This window comes from Noviherbaspirillum sp., from assembly GCF_035627455.1.
Classification (GTDB): Bacteria; Pseudomonadota; Gammaproteobacteria; order Burkholderiales; family Burkholderiaceae_D; genus Noviherbaspirillum.
The window spans coordinates 1-20,470 of the sequence record NZ_DASPLS010000010.1; the positions used below are offsets into that span (position 1 = coordinate 1).

The 20,470-nt window shown below is 64.8% G+C and carries 14 protein-coding genes; 8 read left to right on the forward strand and 6 right to left on the reverse strand.

The window, feature by feature from the left end; genetic code table 11:
- The 3 genes from fdhF to VEC01_RS01450 all read right to left on the reverse strand — a co-directional run.
- Nucleotides 1–2,747: formate dehydrogenase subunit alpha (gene fdhF / locus VEC01_RS01440; RefSeq protein WP_324898028.1), on the reverse strand; the 2,747-nt coding region annotated here is incomplete at its 3' end.
- Nucleotides 2,744–4,468, reverse strand: coding sequence for an NADH-ubiquinone oxidoreductase-F iron-sulfur binding region domain-containing protein (locus VEC01_RS01445; RefSeq protein ID WP_324898030.1), 1,725 nt, complete (start codon nucleotides 4,466–4,468; stop codon nucleotides 2,744–2,746). The genes fdhF and VEC01_RS01445, both read right to left, overlap by 4 nt.
- A gap of 169 nt (nucleotides 4,469–4,637) precedes the next feature.
- Nucleotides 4,638–4,988, reverse strand: a complete 351-nt coding sequence (locus VEC01_RS01450; protein WP_324898032.1) for a hypothetical protein — start codon at nucleotides 4,986–4,988, stop codon at nucleotides 4,638–4,640.
- 177 nt (nucleotides 4,989–5,165) lie between these two features.
- On the opposite strand from VEC01_RS01450, the gene VEC01_RS01455 reads away from it, so the two are divergent.
- Both VEC01_RS01455 and VEC01_RS01460 read left to right on the forward strand, forming a co-directional pair.
- Nucleotides 5,166–6,323 carry a GGDEF domain-containing protein gene (locus VEC01_RS01455; RefSeq protein ID WP_324898034.1) on the forward strand — a complete coding sequence of 386 codons (1,158 nt, stop codon included), beginning with the start codon at nucleotides 5,166–5,168 and terminating at the stop codon, nucleotides 6,321–6,323.
- A 61-nt stretch (nucleotides 6,324–6,384) separates the two neighbouring features.
- Nucleotides 6,385–7,257 carry a DUF6920 family protein gene (locus tag VEC01_RS01460; protein WP_324898036.1) on the forward strand — a complete coding sequence of 291 codons (873 nt, stop codon included), beginning with the start codon at nucleotides 6,385–6,387 and terminating at the stop codon, nucleotides 7,255–7,257.
- Nucleotides 7,258–7,543: 286 nt separating this feature from the next.
- Here the strand turns inward: VEC01_RS01460 and VEC01_RS01465 are convergent, their stop codons facing one another.
- Nucleotides 7,544–10,006 carry an EAL domain-containing protein gene (locus tag VEC01_RS01465; RefSeq protein WP_324898037.1) on the reverse strand — a complete coding sequence of 821 codons (2,463 nt, stop codon included), beginning with the start codon at nucleotides 10,004–10,006 and terminating at the stop codon, nucleotides 7,544–7,546.
- A gap of 329 nt (nucleotides 10,007–10,335) precedes the next feature.
- Nucleotides 10,336–12,012, reverse strand: a complete 1,677-nt coding sequence (locus tag VEC01_RS01470) for a methyl-accepting chemotaxis protein (protein WP_324898039.1) — start codon at nucleotides 12,010–12,012, stop codon at nucleotides 10,336–10,338.
- 381 nt (nucleotides 12,013–12,393) lie between these two features.
- On the opposite strand from VEC01_RS01470, the gene VEC01_RS01475 reads away from it, so the two are divergent.
- From VEC01_RS01475 to VEC01_RS01500, 6 genes are all read left to right on the forward strand, one after another.
- Entirely contained in the window at nucleotides 12,394–13,695 is a 1,302-nt protein-coding gene (locus VEC01_RS01475; protein WP_324898041.1) for a sodium:proton antiporter, read from the forward strand.
- Between the two features lie 17 nt (nucleotides 13,696–13,712).
- A complete protein-coding gene (locus tag VEC01_RS01480; RefSeq protein ID WP_324898043.1) occupies nucleotides 13,713–15,254 on the forward strand; it encodes a DUF2868 domain-containing protein in 1,542 nt (513 codons plus the stop codon).
- Nucleotides 15,241–16,641 (forward strand): GTPase/DUF3482 domain-containing protein, encoded by a 1,401-nt coding sequence (locus VEC01_RS01485; RefSeq protein ID WP_414691400.1) that lies wholly within the window; start codon nucleotides 15,241–15,243, stop codon nucleotides 16,639–16,641. Before VEC01_RS01480 ends, VEC01_RS01485 begins: the two co-directional genes overlap by 14 nt.
- 151 nt (nucleotides 16,642–16,792) lie before the next feature.
- Nucleotides 16,793–17,902, forward strand: coding sequence for an S-(hydroxymethyl)glutathione dehydrogenase/class III alcohol dehydrogenase (locus tag VEC01_RS01490; protein WP_324898046.1), 1,110 nt, complete (start codon nucleotides 16,793–16,795; stop codon nucleotides 17,900–17,902).
- Nucleotides 17,899–18,768, forward strand: a complete 870-nt coding sequence (fghA, locus tag VEC01_RS01495; RefSeq protein ID WP_324898048.1) for an S-formylglutathione hydrolase — start codon at nucleotides 17,899–17,901, stop codon at nucleotides 18,766–18,768. The genes VEC01_RS01490 and fghA overlap by 4 nt, the downstream gene beginning before the upstream one ends.
- 255 nt (nucleotides 18,769–19,023) lie before the next feature.
- Nucleotides 19,024–19,308 carry a hypothetical protein gene (locus tag VEC01_RS01500; RefSeq protein ID WP_324898050.1) on the forward strand — a complete coding sequence of 95 codons (285 nt, stop codon included), beginning with the start codon at nucleotides 19,024–19,026 and terminating at the stop codon, nucleotides 19,306–19,308.
- 147 nt (nucleotides 19,309–19,455) lie between these two features.
- Here the strand turns inward: VEC01_RS01500 and VEC01_RS01505 are convergent, their stop codons facing one another.
- Nucleotides 19,456–20,433 carry a LysR family transcriptional regulator gene (locus VEC01_RS01505; RefSeq protein WP_324898052.1) on the reverse strand — a complete coding sequence of 326 codons (978 nt, stop codon included), beginning with the start codon at nucleotides 20,431–20,433 and terminating at the stop codon, nucleotides 19,456–19,458.
- Nucleotides 20,434–20,470 lie beyond the last annotated feature (37 nt).

Below are 20,470 nucleotides of genomic sequence, written 5' to 3' on the forward strand. Positions count from 1 at the left end.
CGCAGCCGGACCGCGCAATACTTGAACTCGGGAATTTTCCCGAACGGGTCCAGCGCCGCATTGGTCAGGCGGTTGATCGCCGCTTCGTAATAACAGAACGGCACGAATACCGCGCCGCGCGGCGTGCCGCTGTCGGCGCGCGCGTACAGCGCGACCTCGCCGCGCCGTGACTGCAGTGTCACCACATCGCCCGGCTCGATGCCGCAGGCGGCAAGGTCCAGCGGATGGATGAGCGCAACCGGATCGGGTTCGATCGCGTCGAGCACGCCCGAGCGGCGCGTCATGCTGCCGGTATGCCAGTGTTCCAGCTGCCGGCCGGTGATCAGCACCAGCGGATAGTCGTCGTCCGGCCGTTCCGCCGCCGGCAGCAGGTCGGCCGGGACAAAGCGGGCTCTGCCGCTGGCCGTCGGGAAGCGCTCGGTGAAGATCACCGGCTGGCCGTGGTCGCCTTCCGTCCGGCACGGGTAAGTCACGCCGTGTTCCGCCTGCAGCCGCGCCCAGGTGATGCCGGCGATGGACGGCATCAGCTGCCGCATCTCCTCGAACACGTCGGCAACATCCGCGTAATCCCAGCGCAAGCCGAGGCGGGCCGCGATCTGGGCAATGATCCACAGGTCCTGGCGCGCGTCGCCGGGCGGATCGATCGCCTGGCGCCCGAGCTGCACCAGGCGGTCGGTATTGGTGAAGGTGCCGGTCTTTTCCGGGAACGCGGAGGCAGGCAGGATCACATCCGCAAGAGCCGCTGTTTCAGTCAGGAAGATGTCCTGGACCACGAGGTGGTCGAGCGCGGCAAGCGCGGCGCGCGCGTGGTTCACGTCCGGGTCGGACATCGCCGGATTTTCGCCCATGATGTACATGCCGCGCACCTTGCCCTCCAGGATCGCGTGCATCACCTCCACCACCGTCAGCCCGGGCTCCGGGTCGAGCGGCATGCCCCATGCCGCCTCGAACGCCTCGCGCGCGGCTGGATCGCCGACGCGGCGATAGTCGGGATACATCATCGGGATCAGCCCGGCGTCGGACGCGCCTTGCACGTTGTTCTGGCCGCGCAGCGGGTGCAGCCCGGTGCCGGGCCGTCCGATCTGCCCGGTCATCAGCGCCAGCGCGATCAGGCAGCGCGCATTGTCGGTGCCGTGCACATGCTGCGACACGCCCATGCCCCACAGGATCATCGACGCCTTCGACGTCGCATACAGCCGCGCCACCTCGCGTATCGTGTCCGCGTCGATGCCGCAGACCGGCGCCATCCGCTCCGGGCTGTAGCCTTCCACATTCTGTTTCAGCGCGTCATAGCCGGTGGTACGCTCCGCGATGAATGCTTCATCCACCAGTCCCTCGTGCACGATCACATGCATCATCGCATTGAGCAGCGCGACATCGGTGTCCGGGTGGAACTGCAGGAAGCGATGCGCATGGCGCGCCAGGTCGGAACGGCGCGGATCGGCGACGATCAGCTTCGTGCCGTTGCGCACCGCGTTCTTGATCCAGGTCGCGCCCACCGGATGGTTGACCGTGGGGTTGGCGCCGATCACCAGGACCAGCTCGGCCCGGGTGACATCCATCACCGGGTTGGACACCGCGCCCGAACCGACGCCTTCGAGCAGCGCTGCCACCGAAGAGGCGTGGCACAGGCGGGTGCAATGGTCGACGTTGTTGCTGCCGAAACCGGTGCGCACCAGCTTCTGGAACAGATAGGCTTCCTCGTTGCTGCCCTTGGCCGAACCGAAGCCGGCAAGCGCGCGCCGGCCGTGGGTGTCGCGAATCGCGCGCAGCCCTTCCGCCGCCTTCGCCAGCGCCTCCTCCCAGCTCGCCTCCCGAAAGACCTGCATCACGTCGTCCGGATCGAGCCGCATGCCGGCCTGCTTGCCGACGCCTTCGCGCCGGATCAGCGGCACGGTGAGCCGCTGCCGATGGTGCACATAATCGAAGCCGTAGCGGCCCTTCACGCACAGGCGCTTGTGGTTGGCCGGCCCGTCCCTGCCCTCGACGGCGACGATGCGGTTGTCCCTTACCTTGTACGTCAGCTGGCAGCCCACGCCGCAGTACGGGCAGACCGAATCCACTTCCTTGTCGGGCGCGGTCTGCGCCGCGTCCGCCGCGGAGGTCAGCGCCCCGGTCGGGCAGGCTTGCACGCATTCGCCGCAGCCGACGCAGGTCGACGCCCCCATCGCGTCGTCCATGTCGAACACGATCTTGGCGCCGTCCCCGCGGAACGCCATGCCGATCACGTCGTTGACCTGCTCGTCGCGGCAGGCGCGCACGCAGCGGGTGCACTGGATGCAGGCATTCAGGTCGACGCGGATCGCGGGATGGCTGTGGTCCGCGGGCAGCGATGCGCGCGGCGCGAAACGCGGCTTGCCGACGCCGAATTTGCGCGCCCATGCGTCGAGTTCATTCTGCATTGCCGGGCGCGTTTCCGGCATGTCTGCCTGCAGCAGTTCCAGCACCATCTTTTGCGCCCGTTGCGCGCGCTCGCTGTCGGTCGCCACCCGCATGCCGTTGGCGGGGTGGCGGCAGCAGGACGGCGCCAGCGTCCGTTCGCCGTCGATCTCGACCACGCAGGCGCGGCAATTGCCGGCCGGGGCCAGCCCGTCGGCGGCGCACAGGTGAGGAATCGCTATGCCTTCGCGCCGGGCCACCTGCAGAAGGGTTTCATCGTCGCGCGCAACCACCTGCCGGCCGTTCAGCTCGAACGTCACGGTGGCCGCATCGCGCGCGGTGCGCTCGTGGCGGAGGATTGCGTTCATGGCTTGCCTGCCTCGTCGTTCAGTTCATGCGGAAAATACCGGATCACGCAGTCCACCGGATTCGGCGCGGCTTGCCCGAGACCGCAGATGGAGGCGTCGCGCATCACTGCGGACAGCTCCGCGAGCAGCGTGCGGTCCCACTGCGGCGCCTGCATCAGATCCAGCATCTTTGCCGTTCCCACGCGGCACGGTGTGCACTGGCCGCAGGATTCGTCGCGGAAAAACTTCATGATGTTGCGCGCCGCGGCGACCGCCTTGTCCTGGTCCGAGAGCACGATGATCGCAGCGGAACCGATGAAGCAGCCGTAAGGCTGCAGCGTGTCGAAATCGAGCGGAATCGCGTTCAGGCTGGCCGGGAGGATGCCGCCGGAGGCGCCGCCCGGCAGGTAAGCGTAAAAGCGGTGGCCCTCCTGCATGCCGCCGCAATACTCGTCGATCAGCTCCTGGACCGTGATGCCGGCCGGCGCCAGGTGCACCCCCGGGTGGCGCACGCGGCCGGAGACCGAGAACGAACGCAGGCCGCGCCGGTCGCGGCGCCCGTGCGATGCGAACCAGTCCGCGCCGCGCTGCAGGATCTCGGGCACCCAGTACAAGGTCTCGAAATTGTGTTCCAGCGTCGGCCGCCCGAACAGTCCGACCTGCGCCACATAGGGCGGGCGCAGGCGCGGCATGCCGCGCTTGCCTTCGATCGACTCGATCATCGCCGATTCTTCGCCGCAGATATAGGCGCCGGCGCCGCGCCGCAGATGCAGTACCGGCATGCCGGGCATCGGCGGCTCAGCCCGCAGCCGCGCGAGTTCGCGCTCCAGCATCGCGCGGCAGCCGTGATACTCGTCGCGCAGGTAAATGTAGATCTCGGCGATGCCAACCGCCCAGGCGGCAATCAGCATGCCTTCGAGAAAACGATGCGGATCCCGTTCGAGAAAGGTCCGGTCCTTGAAGGTGCCCGGCTCCCCTTCATCGATGTTGACCGCCATCAGCCGCGGCCCCCGCTCGGCTGCCACGACGCGCCACTTCCGTCCCGCCGGGAAGCCCGCGCCGCCGAGTCCGCGCAGCCCGGAATGTTCCATTGCCTGCATCACGCTTTCGGCGCTGCGCCGGCCCGCCACGCAATCGGCCAGCAGAGTATAGCCGCCCTGGCGGCGGTAGGCGTCGTAATCGTTGCAGTCCGGCACAAGCGGCGTCGTGTGACCTGCCCTGGCCGCCGCCGCCACCGTTTCCGGCGTCGCCGACGGCAGCGCGCGCTGACCGACGACGGCGACCGGCGCCTGCTCGCAGCGTCCCACGCACGGCACCCGCACGATTCGCGCCTCTTTCCCGAGCAGCGCCGGCAGCCGTTCCGCCAGCTCCGCGGCGCCGGCCATGTCGCAGGCAAGGCTGTCGCACACGCGCACCGTCACCGGCGCTGCCGCCGGCGCCATGCCGGCGTCATCCTTCACCACATCGAAGTGATGATAGAAACTCGCGACTTCGTACACTTCCACCTGCGCCATCCGCATTTCCTGCGCAAGCGCCGCCAGATGCGCCGACGACAGGCGGCCGTAGCGGTCCTGGATCAGGTGCAGGTGCTCGATCAGCAGGTCGCGCCGGCGTGGCTTGTCGCCCAGCAGGCGGCGCACCTCGTTCAGCGCATCCGGCTCGACCTGGCGTCCTTTGGGCGCCTTGCGGCGGCGCTCGCGCGAAGGCGGCGCCGGCAGGATGGGAATGGTTTTGTTTTCCATGGATCCAGGTGGAAGGGTGCAGCGCCGGCGGCGCTGCGCGCCATGCAACAGCGTGCATGGATCGCATTGGTCATGGCTCGAATGTACCAGATGCGAAGACGAGAAAGAATAGCCGCGAAATCCCGGCGGCCGGCGGCAGGAAGATGGCGGCCCGGGGCGGAATCCGGCGTCAGGCAGGCCAGGACGCACCCAACCAGCGCCCGCCCGCAAGTATCAGGTCCGCCACGAACAGCGTTCCAAAGATTGCCTTGTTGTAGCGCGCCAGCCAGCGTGGCAGGCAGATGTCGAAATTGTCGGCGCGGTCGCTGGTGTAACGCGCGGCGACCGCGGTCAACGGACAGCGCATTCCGTTCGCCAGCAGCACAACAACCTCCGCGAGGACGATCGCGGCCAGCACGAACGCCGTACGCAGATCCCCGGCCCTGACGGCATACGGGATGGCGAGGATGCACCCGGCGAAGACTGCCCATACGGCAGTATGGACCGACCGGACGATCCGCAGCGCGAGCTCGTTACGCATGATTTCCTCCGAATGCGGCCGGCCCGACAATAATCTTTAACCCTGCCCGGCACATCACTACTACATTTATTTCATAAATATATAACCAAAAGTAGTTAAAATGTGTCCTTACGGCAATATATTGTGCTTCCGGCCCGGGCCGGGATGTGAACAATTTCAGCGATGTTGGGGGACTAGATGCATCTTGCTGCGGAGATTCAGGGGTTTGCCGGCGACGACCCGAAAATGGCCCGGCTTGTGTCCTATTGGGGCGTCACCGTCCTTCTCTATCTGCTATGTCTGGGCATCCTTTGGATCGAAGTCTATTCGGACGTGGCGCCGCAACAGCCGGCAATCTGGCTGACCGCGCTCGCGTTTGCCGGTCACGGCCTGTTTTACCTGCTGATCCGCAAAAGCAAGCAGCTGGGCCTGGCACCGGCGCAACTGTCGGTCTACCAGGGGCGCTTCGCAATCATCGTGACGGTCCTCGGATACACGATCGTCGGGCCGATGCGCGGCGCAACCCTGGTCGTGCTGCTGGTGATCCTCGTGTTCTGCGCATTCACGCTGGAAGCACAGAAAACCCGTTCCCTGAGCGTTTTTGCGGTCGTGTTGCTCGGCGCCGCGATGATCGGGATGCGCATCGCCAACCCGGAGCGCTTCGAGACGAAGCTGGAAATCATGCACTTCGTCCTGATCGGCACCATGGTGGTCGTGGTCGGCTTTCTCACCGGCCGCATGAGCGACCTGCGCTCCGCGCTGAAGTTGCAGAAACAGGAACTTGCGGACGCCCTCGCGCGGATCCAGGAACTGGCGGTCCGCGACGACCTGACGCTGCTGCCGAACCGGCGCTACATGAATGACCTGCTCGCGGCGGAGGAGCGCAGGCGCGCCGCCGCCGGCGGCCCTACCTGCCTTGCCCTGCTGGATATCGACTGGTTCAAACGGATCAACGACACCTACGGCCACGCGGCCGGCGACCATGTGCTGCGCCGCTTTGCCGAGGAAAGCCGCACGGTCCTGCGGCCGCACGATGTGCTTGCCAGATGGGGTGGCGAAGAATTCCTGCTTCTTCTTCCCGGTACCGCAAGGGCGGATGCCGAACTGGTGCTGGAGCGCTTCCGGGAGCGGGTCCAGCAGCTGCCGTGCATGCACGAGGAACAGACCTTCAGCGTGACGATGTCCGCCGGCCTGATCGAGCTGGGAACGACTGAAGCGTGCAGCAGCGGCATCAGCCGCGCGGATGCCTTGCTTTACCGGGCGAAGTCCGAAGGCCGGAACCGCGTCGTCGTCTCCGGTCCGCCAGCCGCAGGCACTCACCAGGCCGGCCTCGCCACGCCGGCGTTCGCAAAGTAAGGAGACCCTCCATGTTCAACCGCCGTCCAGGCACACTCCCTGCCCCGCCATGCGGATCCTGATGCTCTCCCTGCTTGCGCTGGCCGCTCTCCTGGGCGGCGCCCTCGCCTACGGCAACTGGCGCTGGAACCGCGACACCGAACTGTTGCATCAACGCCTGCAGGCGGCGCGCCGGCCGGTTCTGCCCCAACATGTCGACTTCCGCGAGCTTGAGGGGCTTCCCGCGCCGGTGCAACGCTACTTCCAGACCGTGCTGAAGCCGGGCGCGCCGATGGTTGCGGCAGTTCACGTCAAGCATCGCGGGACGTTCAACATGGGGGAGTCCGAGCCGCAGTGGAAGCCTTTTACGTCCAAGCAGCTGGTTATTGCGCAGCGTCCGGGGTTCGACTGGAACGGGAAGGTCGAGGTTTTCCCCGGGGTGCATGCGCTCGTGCATGACGCGTACGTGGCCGGGGAAGGCATCCTGCATGTCGAAGTCGCCGGCCTCGCTACGGTCGCCGATTTGCGCGGCACGCGCGCAGTCGCCGAAGGCGAACTGATGCGCTTCCTCGCCGAGGCGGCCTGGTACCCGACCGCGCTGTTGCCGAGCCAGGGGGTGAAATGGGAAGCGGGCGACGGCCGCAGCGCGCGCGCCACGCTGCGAGAGGGTGAAACGGAAATCACGCTGCATTTCCGGTTTTCCGAGGACGGCACCATCGACAGCGTGCGAGCCGCTTCGCGCGGGCGGACTGTCGGCGGCCGTATCGTTCCCACCGCATGGCATGGACGGTTCTGGAACTACCGGCAGCACGACGGGATGCTGGTGCCGATGGACGGCGAAGTGGCCTGGGAGCTTCCTGAGGGGCCGTATCCGTATTGGCGCGGACAGATCACGGAGCTGGCCTACGAGTTCGCATCCGCCGGTCCGGCGCAGCCGCCGACAGGCGCGAAATAAGGAGTAAGGGCGCGACTGTTTCGGTCTTCCCCGCCATGCTTGGGGCGGCCGCCTCATCCGAAGTCGCAGAATTTCGTGGAAACACCTTGCCCGGGCAGAATCCAGCTCAGGGAGATTTTCCAGCTATTGGTTTTTCGAAAACATCTCTGCCGCGGCGCGGGGCTAAGCCGATACCGCGAGACGACTTGAGCAAATGGCGCGGATCGTCCGCGGCAACCCTGCCTCCAGGCGATGACTCGGTGCAAAGCGGCGCCGGCAGCCAACTGGCGACGGCCCTGGGGCAAGCCTACACGACGTAGTCGGATGCCAGGCCGGCTTCGCCCGGCGCGGTGCAATCTCCCGTCTTGTCCTGATTTGCGGCAGCGGACAGGATGAAGGCTTCGAATGCGTCGGGCGGCAGCGGCCTCGACAGGAGATAGCCCTGGATGCAGTCGCATTCCATTTCCCTGAGCAGTGCAAGCTGTTGCGCCGTTTCCACTCCCTCCGCAATGACGGACAGATGCATGGTCTTGGCCAGCGCAATCACCGCGCGTGCGATCGCCCTGTCCTCGTTGTCATGCGTGATATCACGGACGAATGCACGGTCGATTTTCAGCACGCTGACCGGGAAGCGCTTCAGCTGGCTCAGCGAGGAATAACCGGTGCCGAAGTCGTCGATCGCAATGCTCACCCCGAGCGCGCGCACCGCGCGCATCGTCTCCACCGCCTGGTCGGGATTGTTCATGATCGCGCTTTCGGTAATCTCCAGCTCCAGCGCCTTGGCCGGAAAACCGGTCCGCTTCAGCACCGCATCGATCTTGTCATGCAGGTCCGGCGCGCGGAACTGCACCGCCGACAGGTTGACCGACAGCAGCAGCGGATGACCGAGTTCGCGCCAGCGCTGCGCCTGCGCGCACGCCGCCTGCAACACCCACTCGCCGATCTGCTCGATGTCGCCGGTCTCCTCCGCAACCGGTATGAAGCGGTCCGGGGCAATCCGCCCGAGCGTCGGGTGATCCCAGCGCACCAGCGCTTCCATCCCGTACACGCGGCCGCTGCCGATTTCCATCTTAGGCTGGTATTCGACGAACAGCTCGTTGCGCTCGGTGACACGGCGCAGGCCGCTTTCGATATCCCACTGGCGGGATACGCGTAATGCCAGCCCTTCGCCGAAAAACTGGTACCGGTTCTTGCCGCACTCCTTCGCGTGGTACATCGCGACGTCGGCGTTGCGCAGCAAGGTATCCAGGCTGTCGGTATCGGTGGGGAACAGACTGATGCCGATGCTGACCGTGACATACAGGTCGCGGCCTTCGATCACGAACGGCTCGCCGGCCGCTTCCAGCAGCTTTTCCGCGACCGCAGCCGCGTCGGCCTCGGTATCGACGTCGCCGACGACCACGGCGAATTCGTCGCCGCCCAGCCGGGCCAGGGTGTCATTCCGGCGCAGGGAGCCGGAGAACCGGCGCGCAACCGCTTTCAGCAGCAGGTCGCCGGTGTGGTGGCCGAGCGTGTCGTTGATTGCCTTGAACCGGTCAAGGTCGAGATAGAGCAACGCAACCCGCTTGCCCGCGCGCTGGCTCCAGGCGAAGGCCTGATCCAGTTTCTCGCGCAGCAGGCGGCGGTTCGGCAGTTCGGTGAGGGGATCGTACAGCGCGAGCTGGCGGATGGTGGCTTCCGCAAACTTCCTGTCGTTGATATCCTCGATCACCGCGACGAAGTGCGTGATCGCGCCGGAGGCGTCGATGATCGGCGAAATGGATTCCATGCACCAGTACACTTCGCCGGATTTTTTCCGGTTCTTGAATTCTCCGCGCCACTCCTTGCGTTCGGACAGCGCGCTCCACATCTCCTGATAAATCGCGTCGTCGGTTTCGCCGGACTTCAGCAGGCGAGGATTCCTGCCGAGGACTTCTTCCGGCGCATAGCCGTTCACTTCGCAAAACTTCCTGTTGATGTACTCGATGTTGCCGCGTGCATCGGTGATCACCACACCGCTGGCGCTCTGCTCTACGGCTTGCTTGAACTTGTTGAGCACGGCCTGGTGAGCGCTCAGCTGGTCGGTGTGCGTCGCGCTGCGGCGCGCGATGAAGCCGATGACGACCAGCCCGAGCAGCCAGATGCCGCCGTGGGTCAGGCCGAGCACGATCCGGGATTGCGCCGCCACGCTTCCGTACGGCGACAGCGGAATCGCGATGTCCGTCGCGCCGCGCATTTCGCCGACCTTGATGCCGCTCCAGGCGTGGCACTTCATGCAGCCCTCTTCCATCATCATCGGCTGGATACGGCGCAGGTAGGGCTTGCCGTCGATGCGGGTCACTTCGCTGTAGTCCTGGCCGGTCTGCTTGATGATCGCAAGCGCCTTTTTCTCCCATTCGTCGGGCGCGTTGATGGGGTTGAGGTATTTTTCGCCGGTAATCCGCGCCAGCGTGCCGTACAGCTCCGCTTGTTCGGTCTTGATCTCGCGCAGCATCGTGGCGGGGTTGTACAGGGTCAGCATGCCGCCGTCGGGAAGCATGACATCACGGTCGGGGATATGCGCGAGGAAGGGATTGGGGCGGGCCGAATCGGTGACCCTCGCATACAGGCCGCCGCGGCCGGTGGCCCAGCGCCGGAATGCGAGGTCGCGCTTCAGGTTGGACTTGGCTTCCACCTCGGCCAGCTGGAGCATCTGGCGTTCCGATTGCACGAAGCTCCATCCGAGCGACAGCGCGACCACCGTTGACCAGAGCACGGCGGCGAGAACCGCCATGCGGAAAATAGGAGACATGACCCGCATATCAATGCCCGACTTGTTAGGACGGAAATCGCGGCATCCGCAATGCCATCTGAAGTAAGATGCGGGGCGCTGACAACCTTATCGATGGCTATCTAGTACTTGTATTCAAATATACCGAAGGCGTGTCCGGAAATCACGGATTTTTTTTCGAGTCGCAGAGGGAATCGGATCAGCACCGGATCGCGGGGCGGGTACGCCGGGGTAAAGCGGAGCGAACCCCGCCATTCTCCGTACTCGCGCGCACGGCGGGTTTCGCTTCGCTCCGCCTCGGCGGCCCCACCCACCCTACCCCGCTCATCGGATTCGTCCGGGACGATCTGCTAGAACTCTTCCCATTCATCGCCTCGCGCATGCGTGTTGCGCACAACGGCAGTGGGCCGCACAGCCGGCACCGCACTCGTCCGCCGCAGCGCCGGCACCGGCGGCGCGCTCCGGACCGGAGCGGCCGACGGTCCGCCATGCACCTTGAACACGTCGACGGTTTCGGCCAGTTTCTTCGCCTCGTTCTGCATCGATTCCGATGCGGCTGCCGCCTCTTCCACCAGTGATGCATTCTGCTGCGTGACCTGGTCCATCTGCGCAATCGCCTGGTTGATCTGCTCGATGCCGGCGGTTTGCTCGCGCGACGCGGCCGTGATCTCGCTCACGATGTCGCTTACGCGCTTGACGCTGTCGACGATCTCCTGCATCGTCACGCCGGCCTGGTCGACCAGCCGGGCGCCGGTGCCGATCTTTTCCACGGAGTCTTGAATCAGGGTCTTGATTTCCTTGGCGGCGTTTGCGGAACGCTGCGCGAGCGTGCGCACCTCCCCTGCGACGACCGCGAAGCCGCGCCCCTGCTCGCCCGCGCGTGCCGCTTCGACCGCCGCATTGAGCGCGAGAATATTCGTCTGGAACGCGATGCCATCGATCACAGCGATGATGTCGACGATCTTCTTGGAAGAGTCGTTGATCGCTTCCATCGTGTGCACCACCTCCGACACCACCGTGCCGCCCTTGCCGGCGACATCGGACGCGGACACCGCGAGCGAATTGGCCTGGTGCGCGTTGTCGGCATTCTGCTTCACGGTGGACGTCAGCTCTTCCATCGACGACGCCGTCTCTTCCAGCGAACTGGCCTGTTCCTCGGTGCGGGACGACAGGTCGTGGTTGCCGGCGGCGATCTGGCTGGACGCCGTCGCAATCGTGTCGGTGCCGGAGCGCACCTGCACGACGATCCTGACCAGGCTGTCGTTCATGTTCTTCAATGCCGACAGCAAGCGGCCCATTTCATCTTTCGACGCTCGCGGGAAGGATTGCGTGAGGTCGCCGGATGCGATGCCATCGGCAATCGTGATCGCCTGCTCCAGCGGCCGAGAGATCGCGCGCAACAGCCAGTAACCGACGGCCGCCGCGAACAGCAGGCCGACGAGCAGGCCGGCGATGCAGCTGTTGCGCACCAGCAGATATGTCTCTTGCGACTCTTCGAACTCGCGCTTGGCTACGTCCTGCTGCAGCTGGATCAGGTCGTTGATTCCGCGCCGCACCGGCTCGAACATCTTTTCCATCGGGCCATGCAGAATTTCCGTCGCCAGTTTGACATCTTGCGCGCGGATCGCCGCGACTGCGGGCATCAACGCCTCGCTGACAAACTTCTTTCTGTCCTCCGCAAACTGCAGGGCGAGCTTCTTTTCTTCCGGCGTCAGGTAAGTCGCCATATACGCATCCCATACCGCTGACGCGCGCCGTATATTCTCGTCCACTTCATTCATCAGCTGCGCCGCCTCTTTCGGGTCATCCGAAATCGCCTTGGCGACCGACAGCTCGTTGCGGTTGAGCAAGCGGACAATCTGATCCAGTTGCCCCAACGGCACCAGCCGGTCATCGTAAATCGATTTCATCGAATCGTTCGCAACACTCAGGTTTCCGATCCCGAGCAGAGCGCCGATGATCAATTGCAAACAAAGAAAAAAAAGCACGCCGACGAGGCGTGCTTTGATGGAAAGATTTTGAAACATGGGGCTCCCTTGAAGCAATTTGATGTAGCTCAAGGAATATCGGCAGCCGGTGGCCGTTCTTGAGAAAAAAATTGACTTCGTGAATTAATGAAGATATTGGCAAGATCGAACGATGACCGACCGGCATGATGCGCTACGCACCGGCTGCTTCATTGGCAAAGTCCCGCTGCCTGCATGGCAAAAAAGCATGACATTTCGCCATTTGATCGCGTATGCAATCATTGCCTGTCCACCAGGAACCACCAGCTCGCATTACGCGACGACGCTCCGCCTAATGCCTGTTTGAGCAAAGGGTAATTTGCATCGTGATAAAGGAGCAAATTGCATCAAGGGATGGTCAGACAGCGGTAGTCACTATTCAAACATCTGTCCTCATTTCCCATGACCAATGCCCAGTGGTTCGTTTTGATTGGCTTCCTGATGCTCGCCCGCGGGCTTGCAGCAACGACCATCGCACGCGTACCCATCACCTCGGCGATCTTCTACCTGACCGTCGGATTGCTTCTCGGCCCGACTTTCCTCGGCATCTTTCATTTCGATCCGCTGCAGCAATCCGCCGTACTGGAGGTGGTGACGGAAATCGCGGTGCTGATTTCGCTCTTTTCGGCCGGCGTCAAAATGCCCGTCCCCGTTACATGGGAACGATGGCGGCCGTCGTTCCGCCTGGCCTGGATGTCGATGACAATTACCGTCGGCCTGGTCGCGGCATTCTGTTACTACGTACTTCAGCTCCCCTGGGGCGCCGGCATCCTGCTTGGCGCGATCCTGGCGCCGACCGACCCTGTGCTTGCGACCGACGTTCAGGTCCGGCACGCCGGCGACAACGACCGGCTGCGATTCATCCTGACCTCGGAAGCAGGCATGAATGACGGCAGCGCGTTTCCTTTTGTCATGCTGGGGCTTGGCCTGCTCGGATTGCACGAAATCGGCAGCACGGGCGAAAAATGGCTGATGATGGATGTGGCTTGGGCCACCCTTGGTGCGATCCTGATCGGCGCCGCCGGCGGCGCGCTCCTTGCGCGCATTGGATGGTCGCTGCGCGGCATCGAGCCCAAGCACGAAGTGCTCGATGACCTCGTCGGACTTGGCCTGATTGCCGTCGTCTACGGCTTGAGCCTGTGGCTGAAAGCCTGGGGATTCCTTGCCGTATTCTTTGCCGGCGTCGCCCTGCGCCACATGGAACTGCGCCTTGCCGGCGCGCCGCGCGACCGCGAGGGCTTGCTGGAATCGGATACATCGAAGTCGGTCGCCGCCGTGACCAGTCCGGATCACCAGGCGCCGCTTACCGTCAGCGCCGAGGCGCTGGTATTCAAGGAACATCTCGAGCGTTTGTCCGAACTGATGCTGGTGCTTCTGCTGGGCGGCATGATCTACCTTGGTGCCTGGAGCTGGCGCGCGGTTGCGGTGGCGGCCTTTGTGTTTCTTGTGGCGCGCCCGGTCAGCGTGTTGCTCGGGCTCGCCGGCACCGACACATCGATGCGCATGCGCGCCATCACCGCCTGGTTCGGGGTGCGCGGCATCGGCTCGATTTATTATTTGATGTACGCCATCCAGCATGGCTTGCCGGAAAACCTGGCGCGGGAACTGGCGCAAATCACGCTGACCGTCGTGATGCTATCGATCTATATCCACGGCATCAGCACGAAGCCGATTCTGGAGCGGTTCTGGCGCGAAAAGTCTTAACCGGCAGGCGCTGGGCAATGCAGAATCCCCGCGGCCTGCCGGAAGGAATAACGCGGCTTGACGTCGCCCCGGTTGCGCCTTCACGCCACTGCTACTATTTGCGCATGACTGTCTCCCGCACAGCGTCGCCGCCATCGCCAGCCTCGTTCACCGGTCCTGGCCGCGCCGGCCCCGCGCCGCGTGACCGCCCGGCCGCCATCCTGCTTGCGGAGACGATCCGCCTCATCGAGCAGGATGGCCCTCTGGAAGACCAGGACCTGCTGCGGGAAGCATTCCACAACGCAAACGGTGGCGAGGAGCGCCTGCTGATGCGCGCAAAGCTGCTCGCCGGGCGCCTGAAGCTGGACCGTGAACTAATGCGCTGGCGCCACGCGGCACGGTTCTCCGTGCTGCTGCTGGCATTGCTGGCATTCCTGACCGCCTACGGCACGGCGGCCGCGGTGATCGGCAGCGGCCGCACCGTCAATGCGGTGACGGCGTTCTTCGCGCTGCTCGCGCTGCCCTCGCTCACCCTCGTCATCTGGCTGCTGGCGGCAATATCCCGCAGCGGCGCCGGCTTGTTCGGATACCTTTCCTTCGGCAACATCCTGCTCTGGATGCTCGCCCGCCTGCCGGGCGAACGTCATCCGCAGGCGCTGACCATGGCGCATGCCGCGCACCGCCTGCTGCAGCGCGCTCGCCTGCTGCCGTGGGCGTTCGGCATCGTCAGCCATGCGGTATGGGCAGCCGCATTCCTGCTGGTGCTGGCCGCGGTGGTATTCGCCTTCTCGTTCCAGGCATACCGCCTCACATGGGAAACCACCATCCTCGACCCCGGTTTCTTCGTGCGCTTCGTCACGCTTACCGGCACCCTGCCCTCCTGGCTCGGCTTTCCCTTGCCCGACATGGCCACGCTGCGCGATCCATCCGCCCCCGGCACCAACCAGCGTGCCTGGGCCTGGTGGTTGATCGGTTGCATCCTGGTCTATGGCCTGTTGCCGCGCGTCGTGCTCGGCATCGCGAGCTGGGCCGCATGGCGGCGCGGCGTGCGGCGCATGCATCTCGACACCGCTGACCCGTATTACCGGAAGCTGCTGGTGCGTTTCGAAGACATGGAACAGCCGGTGGTGGTGGACGAGGAGCACCGGCCTCCCGCCGGGGAGCGCGCAGCACCGGCCGCCTCTGCCAGCGAAAACGCTGCCGGCGCGGTGGTCGGTTTCGAACTGCCGGCGGAAACCGCATGGCCGCCGCAGCCGCTGCCGCCGGGGCTGACGCTGGTCGAGCAGATCGCCGGCAGCGGCGCCGAGCGGCGCGCGCTGCTCGACCGGCTCGGCAGCCTGCGCCCACGCACGCTGCTGGTCGTCTGTCACGCCGCATCCACGCCGGATCGCGGCACCGAACGTTTCCTGCGCGAAGCCGCGCGCCATGCGGGTCACACCGCGCTGCTGCTCGAACCCGCCGGGCAGGAGCATGGCGCGCAGCGCTGGAATGCATGGTTGTCGCAGTCCGGCCTGGCGGACATCCGTTGCTTCACGGACGGCGCCAGTGCCGCGGACTGGATGGGAGGTGCCCTTGGCTGAGTTGATCGAGGTTGCCGTCGTCGGCCATACCAACGCCGGCAAGACATCGTTGTTGCGTACCCTCACGCGGCGAATCGCGTTCGGCGAGATATCGGACCGCCCGGGGACGACGCGCCATGTGGAGTCGGTCGACCTCAAGGTGGGCGGCGCGAGCGCGGTGCGATTCTTCGACACGCCAGGGCTGGAGGACGCGGTCACCCTTCTGGATTACATGAAGGCGCTGGAGGGATGCCCGACGCCGCCGGACCGGGTGCGCGCCTTCCTGCGCGGGCCGGAAGCGAACCGCGACTTCGAGCAGGAAGCCAAGGTGTTGCGCAAGATGCTCGAGGTCGATGCCGGCATGTATGTGATCGATACGCGCGAGCCGGTATTGCCGAAGTTCCGCGCCGAAATCGAGATCCTGACCTGGTGCGCCAGGCCGGTCATGCCGGTGCTGAATTTCGTGCGCGAGCCGGACAGCCGCAAGACGGAGTGGCTGGAAACGCTGGCCGCATACAACATGCATGCCTGCGTGCAGTTCGACGCGGTCGCGCCCTTCGTCGGCTCGGAGCGGCTGCTGTACCAGGACATGGCCACGCTGCTGCGCGAACGCCGCCCCGACCTGATGCGCGTGGTGGAGCACCTGGAGCAGCAGCGGCGCGAACGGCAGGCAGCGGCGCGCACCATCGTCGCCGACCTGCTGGTGTCGCTGGCCGCGATGCGGCAGCCGATTTCCGAGGAAGATTATGCGGACGAGCCGCGGCGCGAGGGCTTCGTCCGCGACTTTCGCGCGGCCGTGCTGCTCGCGTCGCGCACCGCGGTCGACGACCTGCTGGCGGTATACGGTTTTCGCCCCGGCGACGCCGACGCCGCCACGCTGCCCGGGCTCGACGGCCGCTGGGAAGACGACTTGTTCAATCCCGAAACCCTGCGCGACGCCGGCCGCAAGCTCGGCACCGGCGCCGCCGTCGGCGCGGCGGTCGGGCTCACCGCCGACATCGCGTTCGCGGGAATGTCGCTCGGCGCGGCCACCGCCGCCGGTGCCGCAATCGGCGGCCTCGCCAGCCAGGGCTGGGGCCAGTTCGGGCGCAGGCTCGCCAACAAGGTGCGCGGCGTGCAGGAACTCACGCTGGAAAACGAAGTGCTGTTCGTGCTGGCCGCGCACATGGTCGCGCTGCTGGCCGCACTGGAGCTGCGCGGGCATGCCGCACAGGGGAAGGTCACAGCCGGGCGGCCTGCCGAACCAGCGGAACTCAAGCCACTGCTTTCCAGACTGCAGGCCGCGCGCGGCCACCCGGACTGGGCGCAGCGCCCGCGTCGCGCCGCCGCAAACCCGACGCGCCGCACGCAACTGATCGGACAGCTCGGCGAACAGCTGCGGAAAATGGTCGAGGCGCGCACCGGCTAGGCATACACGGAAGCGGCAAGCACAACGCACGGCGGGCGGCTTCAAGCAGGAAAACCGCAGCGAACTTAGCAGGGATTTTCCATCTAATCACTTAACTGTCGAAATCGCCATTGCCCGGCGCCAACCGCCGCCCAGTTCTGGAGAGGTCCGCATGAAGACGAAAGCTGCAGTCGCATGGGAAGCCGGCAAGCCGCTCTCCATCGAAGAAGTGGATCTCGAAGGTCCGCGCGCCGGCGAAGTCCTGATCGAGGTGAAGGCAACCGGCATTTGCCACACGGATTACTACACACTGTCCGGCGCCGACCCCGAAGGCCTGTTTCCGGCCATCCTCGGCCATGAGGGCGCGGGTGTGGTGGTCGAGGCCGGCGCGGGCGTGAAAAGCATCGCGGTCGGCGACCATGTGATTCCGCTGTACACGCCCGAATGCCGGCAATGCAAATTCTGCCTGTCGCGCAAGACCAATCTCTGCCAGGCGATCCGCGCCACCCAAGGCAAAGGCTTGATGCCGGATGCCACGTCGCGCTTCTCGCTTGGCGGCAAACCCATTCTGCATTACATGGGCACGTCGACGTTTTCCAACTACATTGTCGTTCCCGAGATCGCGGTTGCGAAGGTGCGCCCGGACGCGCCGTTTGACAAGATCTGCTACATCGGCTGCGGCGTGACGACCGGCATCGGCGCAGTCGTGTTCACCGCGAAGGTGGAAGCGGGAGCGAACGTGGTGGTGTTCGGCCTTGGCGGCATCGGCCTGAACGTGATCCAGGGCGCGCGCATGGTCGGCGCCGACAAGATCATCGGCGTGGACCTCAACCCGGCGCGCGAAGCGATGGCGCGCAAGTTCGGCATGACGCATTTCGTCAATCCGCAGGAAGTCGATAATCTCGTCGACCACATCGTGCAGCTGACCGACGGCGGCGCCGATTATTCGTTCGAATGCATTGGCAATACCAAGGTGATGCGGCAGGCGCTCGAATGCTGCCACAAGGGCTGGGGCCAGTCGGTCATCATCGGCGTCGCCGAAGCCGGCGCCGAGATCGGCACGCGTCCGTTCCAGCTCGTGACCGGCCGCGTATGGAAGGGATCCGCCTTCGGCGGCGCGCGCGGGCGCACCGACGTGCCGAAGATCGTCGACTGGTACATGGAAGGCAAGATCAACATCGACGACCTGATCACGCACAAGTTGCCGCTGGCCCGGATCAACGACGGCTTCGACCTGATGAAGCGCGGCGAATCGATCCGTTCCGTCGTGATGTACGAATGAGCGCGCAAGGCCTCGAACTGCTGAGCGAACATGCCTGCTTCGGCGGCGTGCAGCGCTTCTACCGGCACCCGTCGCGCGAAATCGGCCTGCCGATGCGCTTCTCCATCTACCTGCCGCCGCAGGCTACCCAAGGAACGCCATGCGCGGCAGTCCTCTGCCTCGCCGGACTCACCTGTACCGAAGAAACCTTCATGATCAAGGCAGGCGCGCAGCGCTACGCGGCGCGCGAAGGATTGATCCTGGTGGCGCCGGACACCAGCCCGCGCGGCGCCAACCATCCCGGCGAAGCGGACGACTGGGATTTTGGCGTCGGCGCCGGCTTCTATCTCGACGCCACGCAGGAACCCTGGTCGCGGCACTACCGGATGGAAAGCTACGTCACGCGCGAACTGCTCGAGATCGTGACCGGCGATTTGCAGGTCGACCGCGAGCGGGTCGGCGTGATGGGGCATTCGATGGGCGGCCACGGCGCGCTGGTGCTCGCGTTGCGGCACCCCGGGCTGTTCCGCTCAGTCTCCGCGTTTGCGCCGATCAGCGCCGCCAGCCAGGTGCCGTGGGGACGCAAGGCGTTCGCGCGGTACCTCGGGAGCGACGAAAGCATGTGGGCGAACCATGATGCGGCGGCGCTGCTGCGAGAACAAAAAACCGCGCCGTACCCGGACGGGATCCTGGTCGATCAGGGGATGGGCGACAAGTTCCTGCAGGAGCAGTTGCGGCCGGAACTGCTGGAGGCCGCGTGCGCGGCGGTGGGCCAGCCGCTCACGCTGCGCAGGCATGATCGTTATGATCATGGGTATTACTTCATTTCGAGCTTTGTGGAGGATCATCTGCGGCTGCATGGGCGGCAGCTAGGGGGCCGAGCATAAAAGGTCAGCGGTTGATACTGATTGGCGTCGAATACTGATAGACCGCATATGCAAGCTCGCACACAAGAAATTCACATTCCTGCAAAGGCAGTAACGGCCTTGTTTTGGCCGATGTCTTTATCGTGGTGACAATTTCAACTTGCGAGGGCATGCACAGTGTGGATGTCGCCGCGGTTCAAGCGCAGAACGATCGGTTTGCGGAAGAGCAAAAAGGCCATCGATACTGCCCGCCAGCAGAAAGGCTAAAATGACTACATGCCCCTCAAACCTCCCATCTCCCTTGACGAGCTGAAAGCCATCGGCGAGCGCCGGAAAGGTGACAAGGACGTGGCCGCGCTGTTGCGGGAGATCAAGCGATACCACGTCCTCATGTCCCGGTTCTACCAGCTTGCCAGAAGCGTTCCGCCCGGCGGACCTATGGGGATAATCGCGCAGGCCGCATTAAATGAGATAGCCGACGATCCCGCGGTAAGAGACATTATCCGTGCCGACGCCGGATTGCTCGGGGGACCGGTAGTGCATGGGAATGATGGTGACTAAATCCTGAGAAATTTACTTGTTTTTGTGGTTAAGTCTGGAAAAGTACGGTGTTCGACCCTCACAGATATGGCCCTTTTCAACTAACTCTCCGGTCCAGCCAGCAGATGCAGTCCTTTAGTACACGTTGCTGACCCTTATCCCTTACCCCTAAGCAGTGGCAGGTCTAGCCTGCGCCGTTTCGCTCACTGGCTCTCTGCGGCGCGGGCAGTCATGCAAGCCGGTGCGCATCTTTTCTTCATCGCTCAGCAGTTCCGACACCCATTCGACGAAAGCCCGCACTTTTGCCGAAAGATGGCGGTTTTGCGGGTACACCACATGCATAGGCACGGCGCTGGAGCACCAGTCAGTCAGCAATGGCTCGAGCAGGCCCGACTGGATAAAGGGCTTGACGGTGTAGGCGGCCATCTGCCCGATGCCCAGTCCGGCGAGGCCAGCCGAAAGGTAACCGTTGGAATCGTTGATCGCCATCCGTCCCGGCACGCGCAGCTGCAGGCGCTCGTCCCCGCGCATGAACACCCACTCGTGGATCTTGCCCGTGCGGGCAGAGAAGTAGTTGATGCAGCGGTGCTGCAACAGATCGTTGGGATGCGTGGGCGTGCCGTGCAGCGCGAGGTACGACGGCGTGGCGCAGGTGGCGAGTGCGATGCTGCCGACGCGGCGCGCCACCAGCGTGGAATCGGCCAGTTCGCCGCCGCGCACCGCGCAGTCCACCCCTTCCTCGATCAGGTCTACCGTGCGGTCGGTGCAGCCCATTTCCAGTTCGATGTCGGGATAGCGCTCGAAGAAGCTCGGCAGCGCCGGGATGAGCAGTGTGCGGGCCAGGCCGGCCGGCGCCTCCACCCGCAGGCGTCCGCGCGGGCTGGCCTTGGACTGTGAAAGCGCTTCCTCAGCGTCGCGTACGTCTGCAAGGATGGCCATGCAGCGCTCGTAATATGCCGCGCCGTCGGGCGTCACGCTGATCTGGCGTGTCGTCCGGTTCAGCAGCTTGGCCCGCAATTCCTGCTCGAGGTTGCGAATCAGCGTAGAAACCGTTGCCTTGGGCAGCTGCATGTTGTCCGCCGCACGGGTGAAACTACCCGCATCGACCACCTGTACGAAGACCTCCATGGCCTGGAGCTTGTCCATTTCCTGCCTCCTTTTGCGCCATTGTTCAGATTTCTGA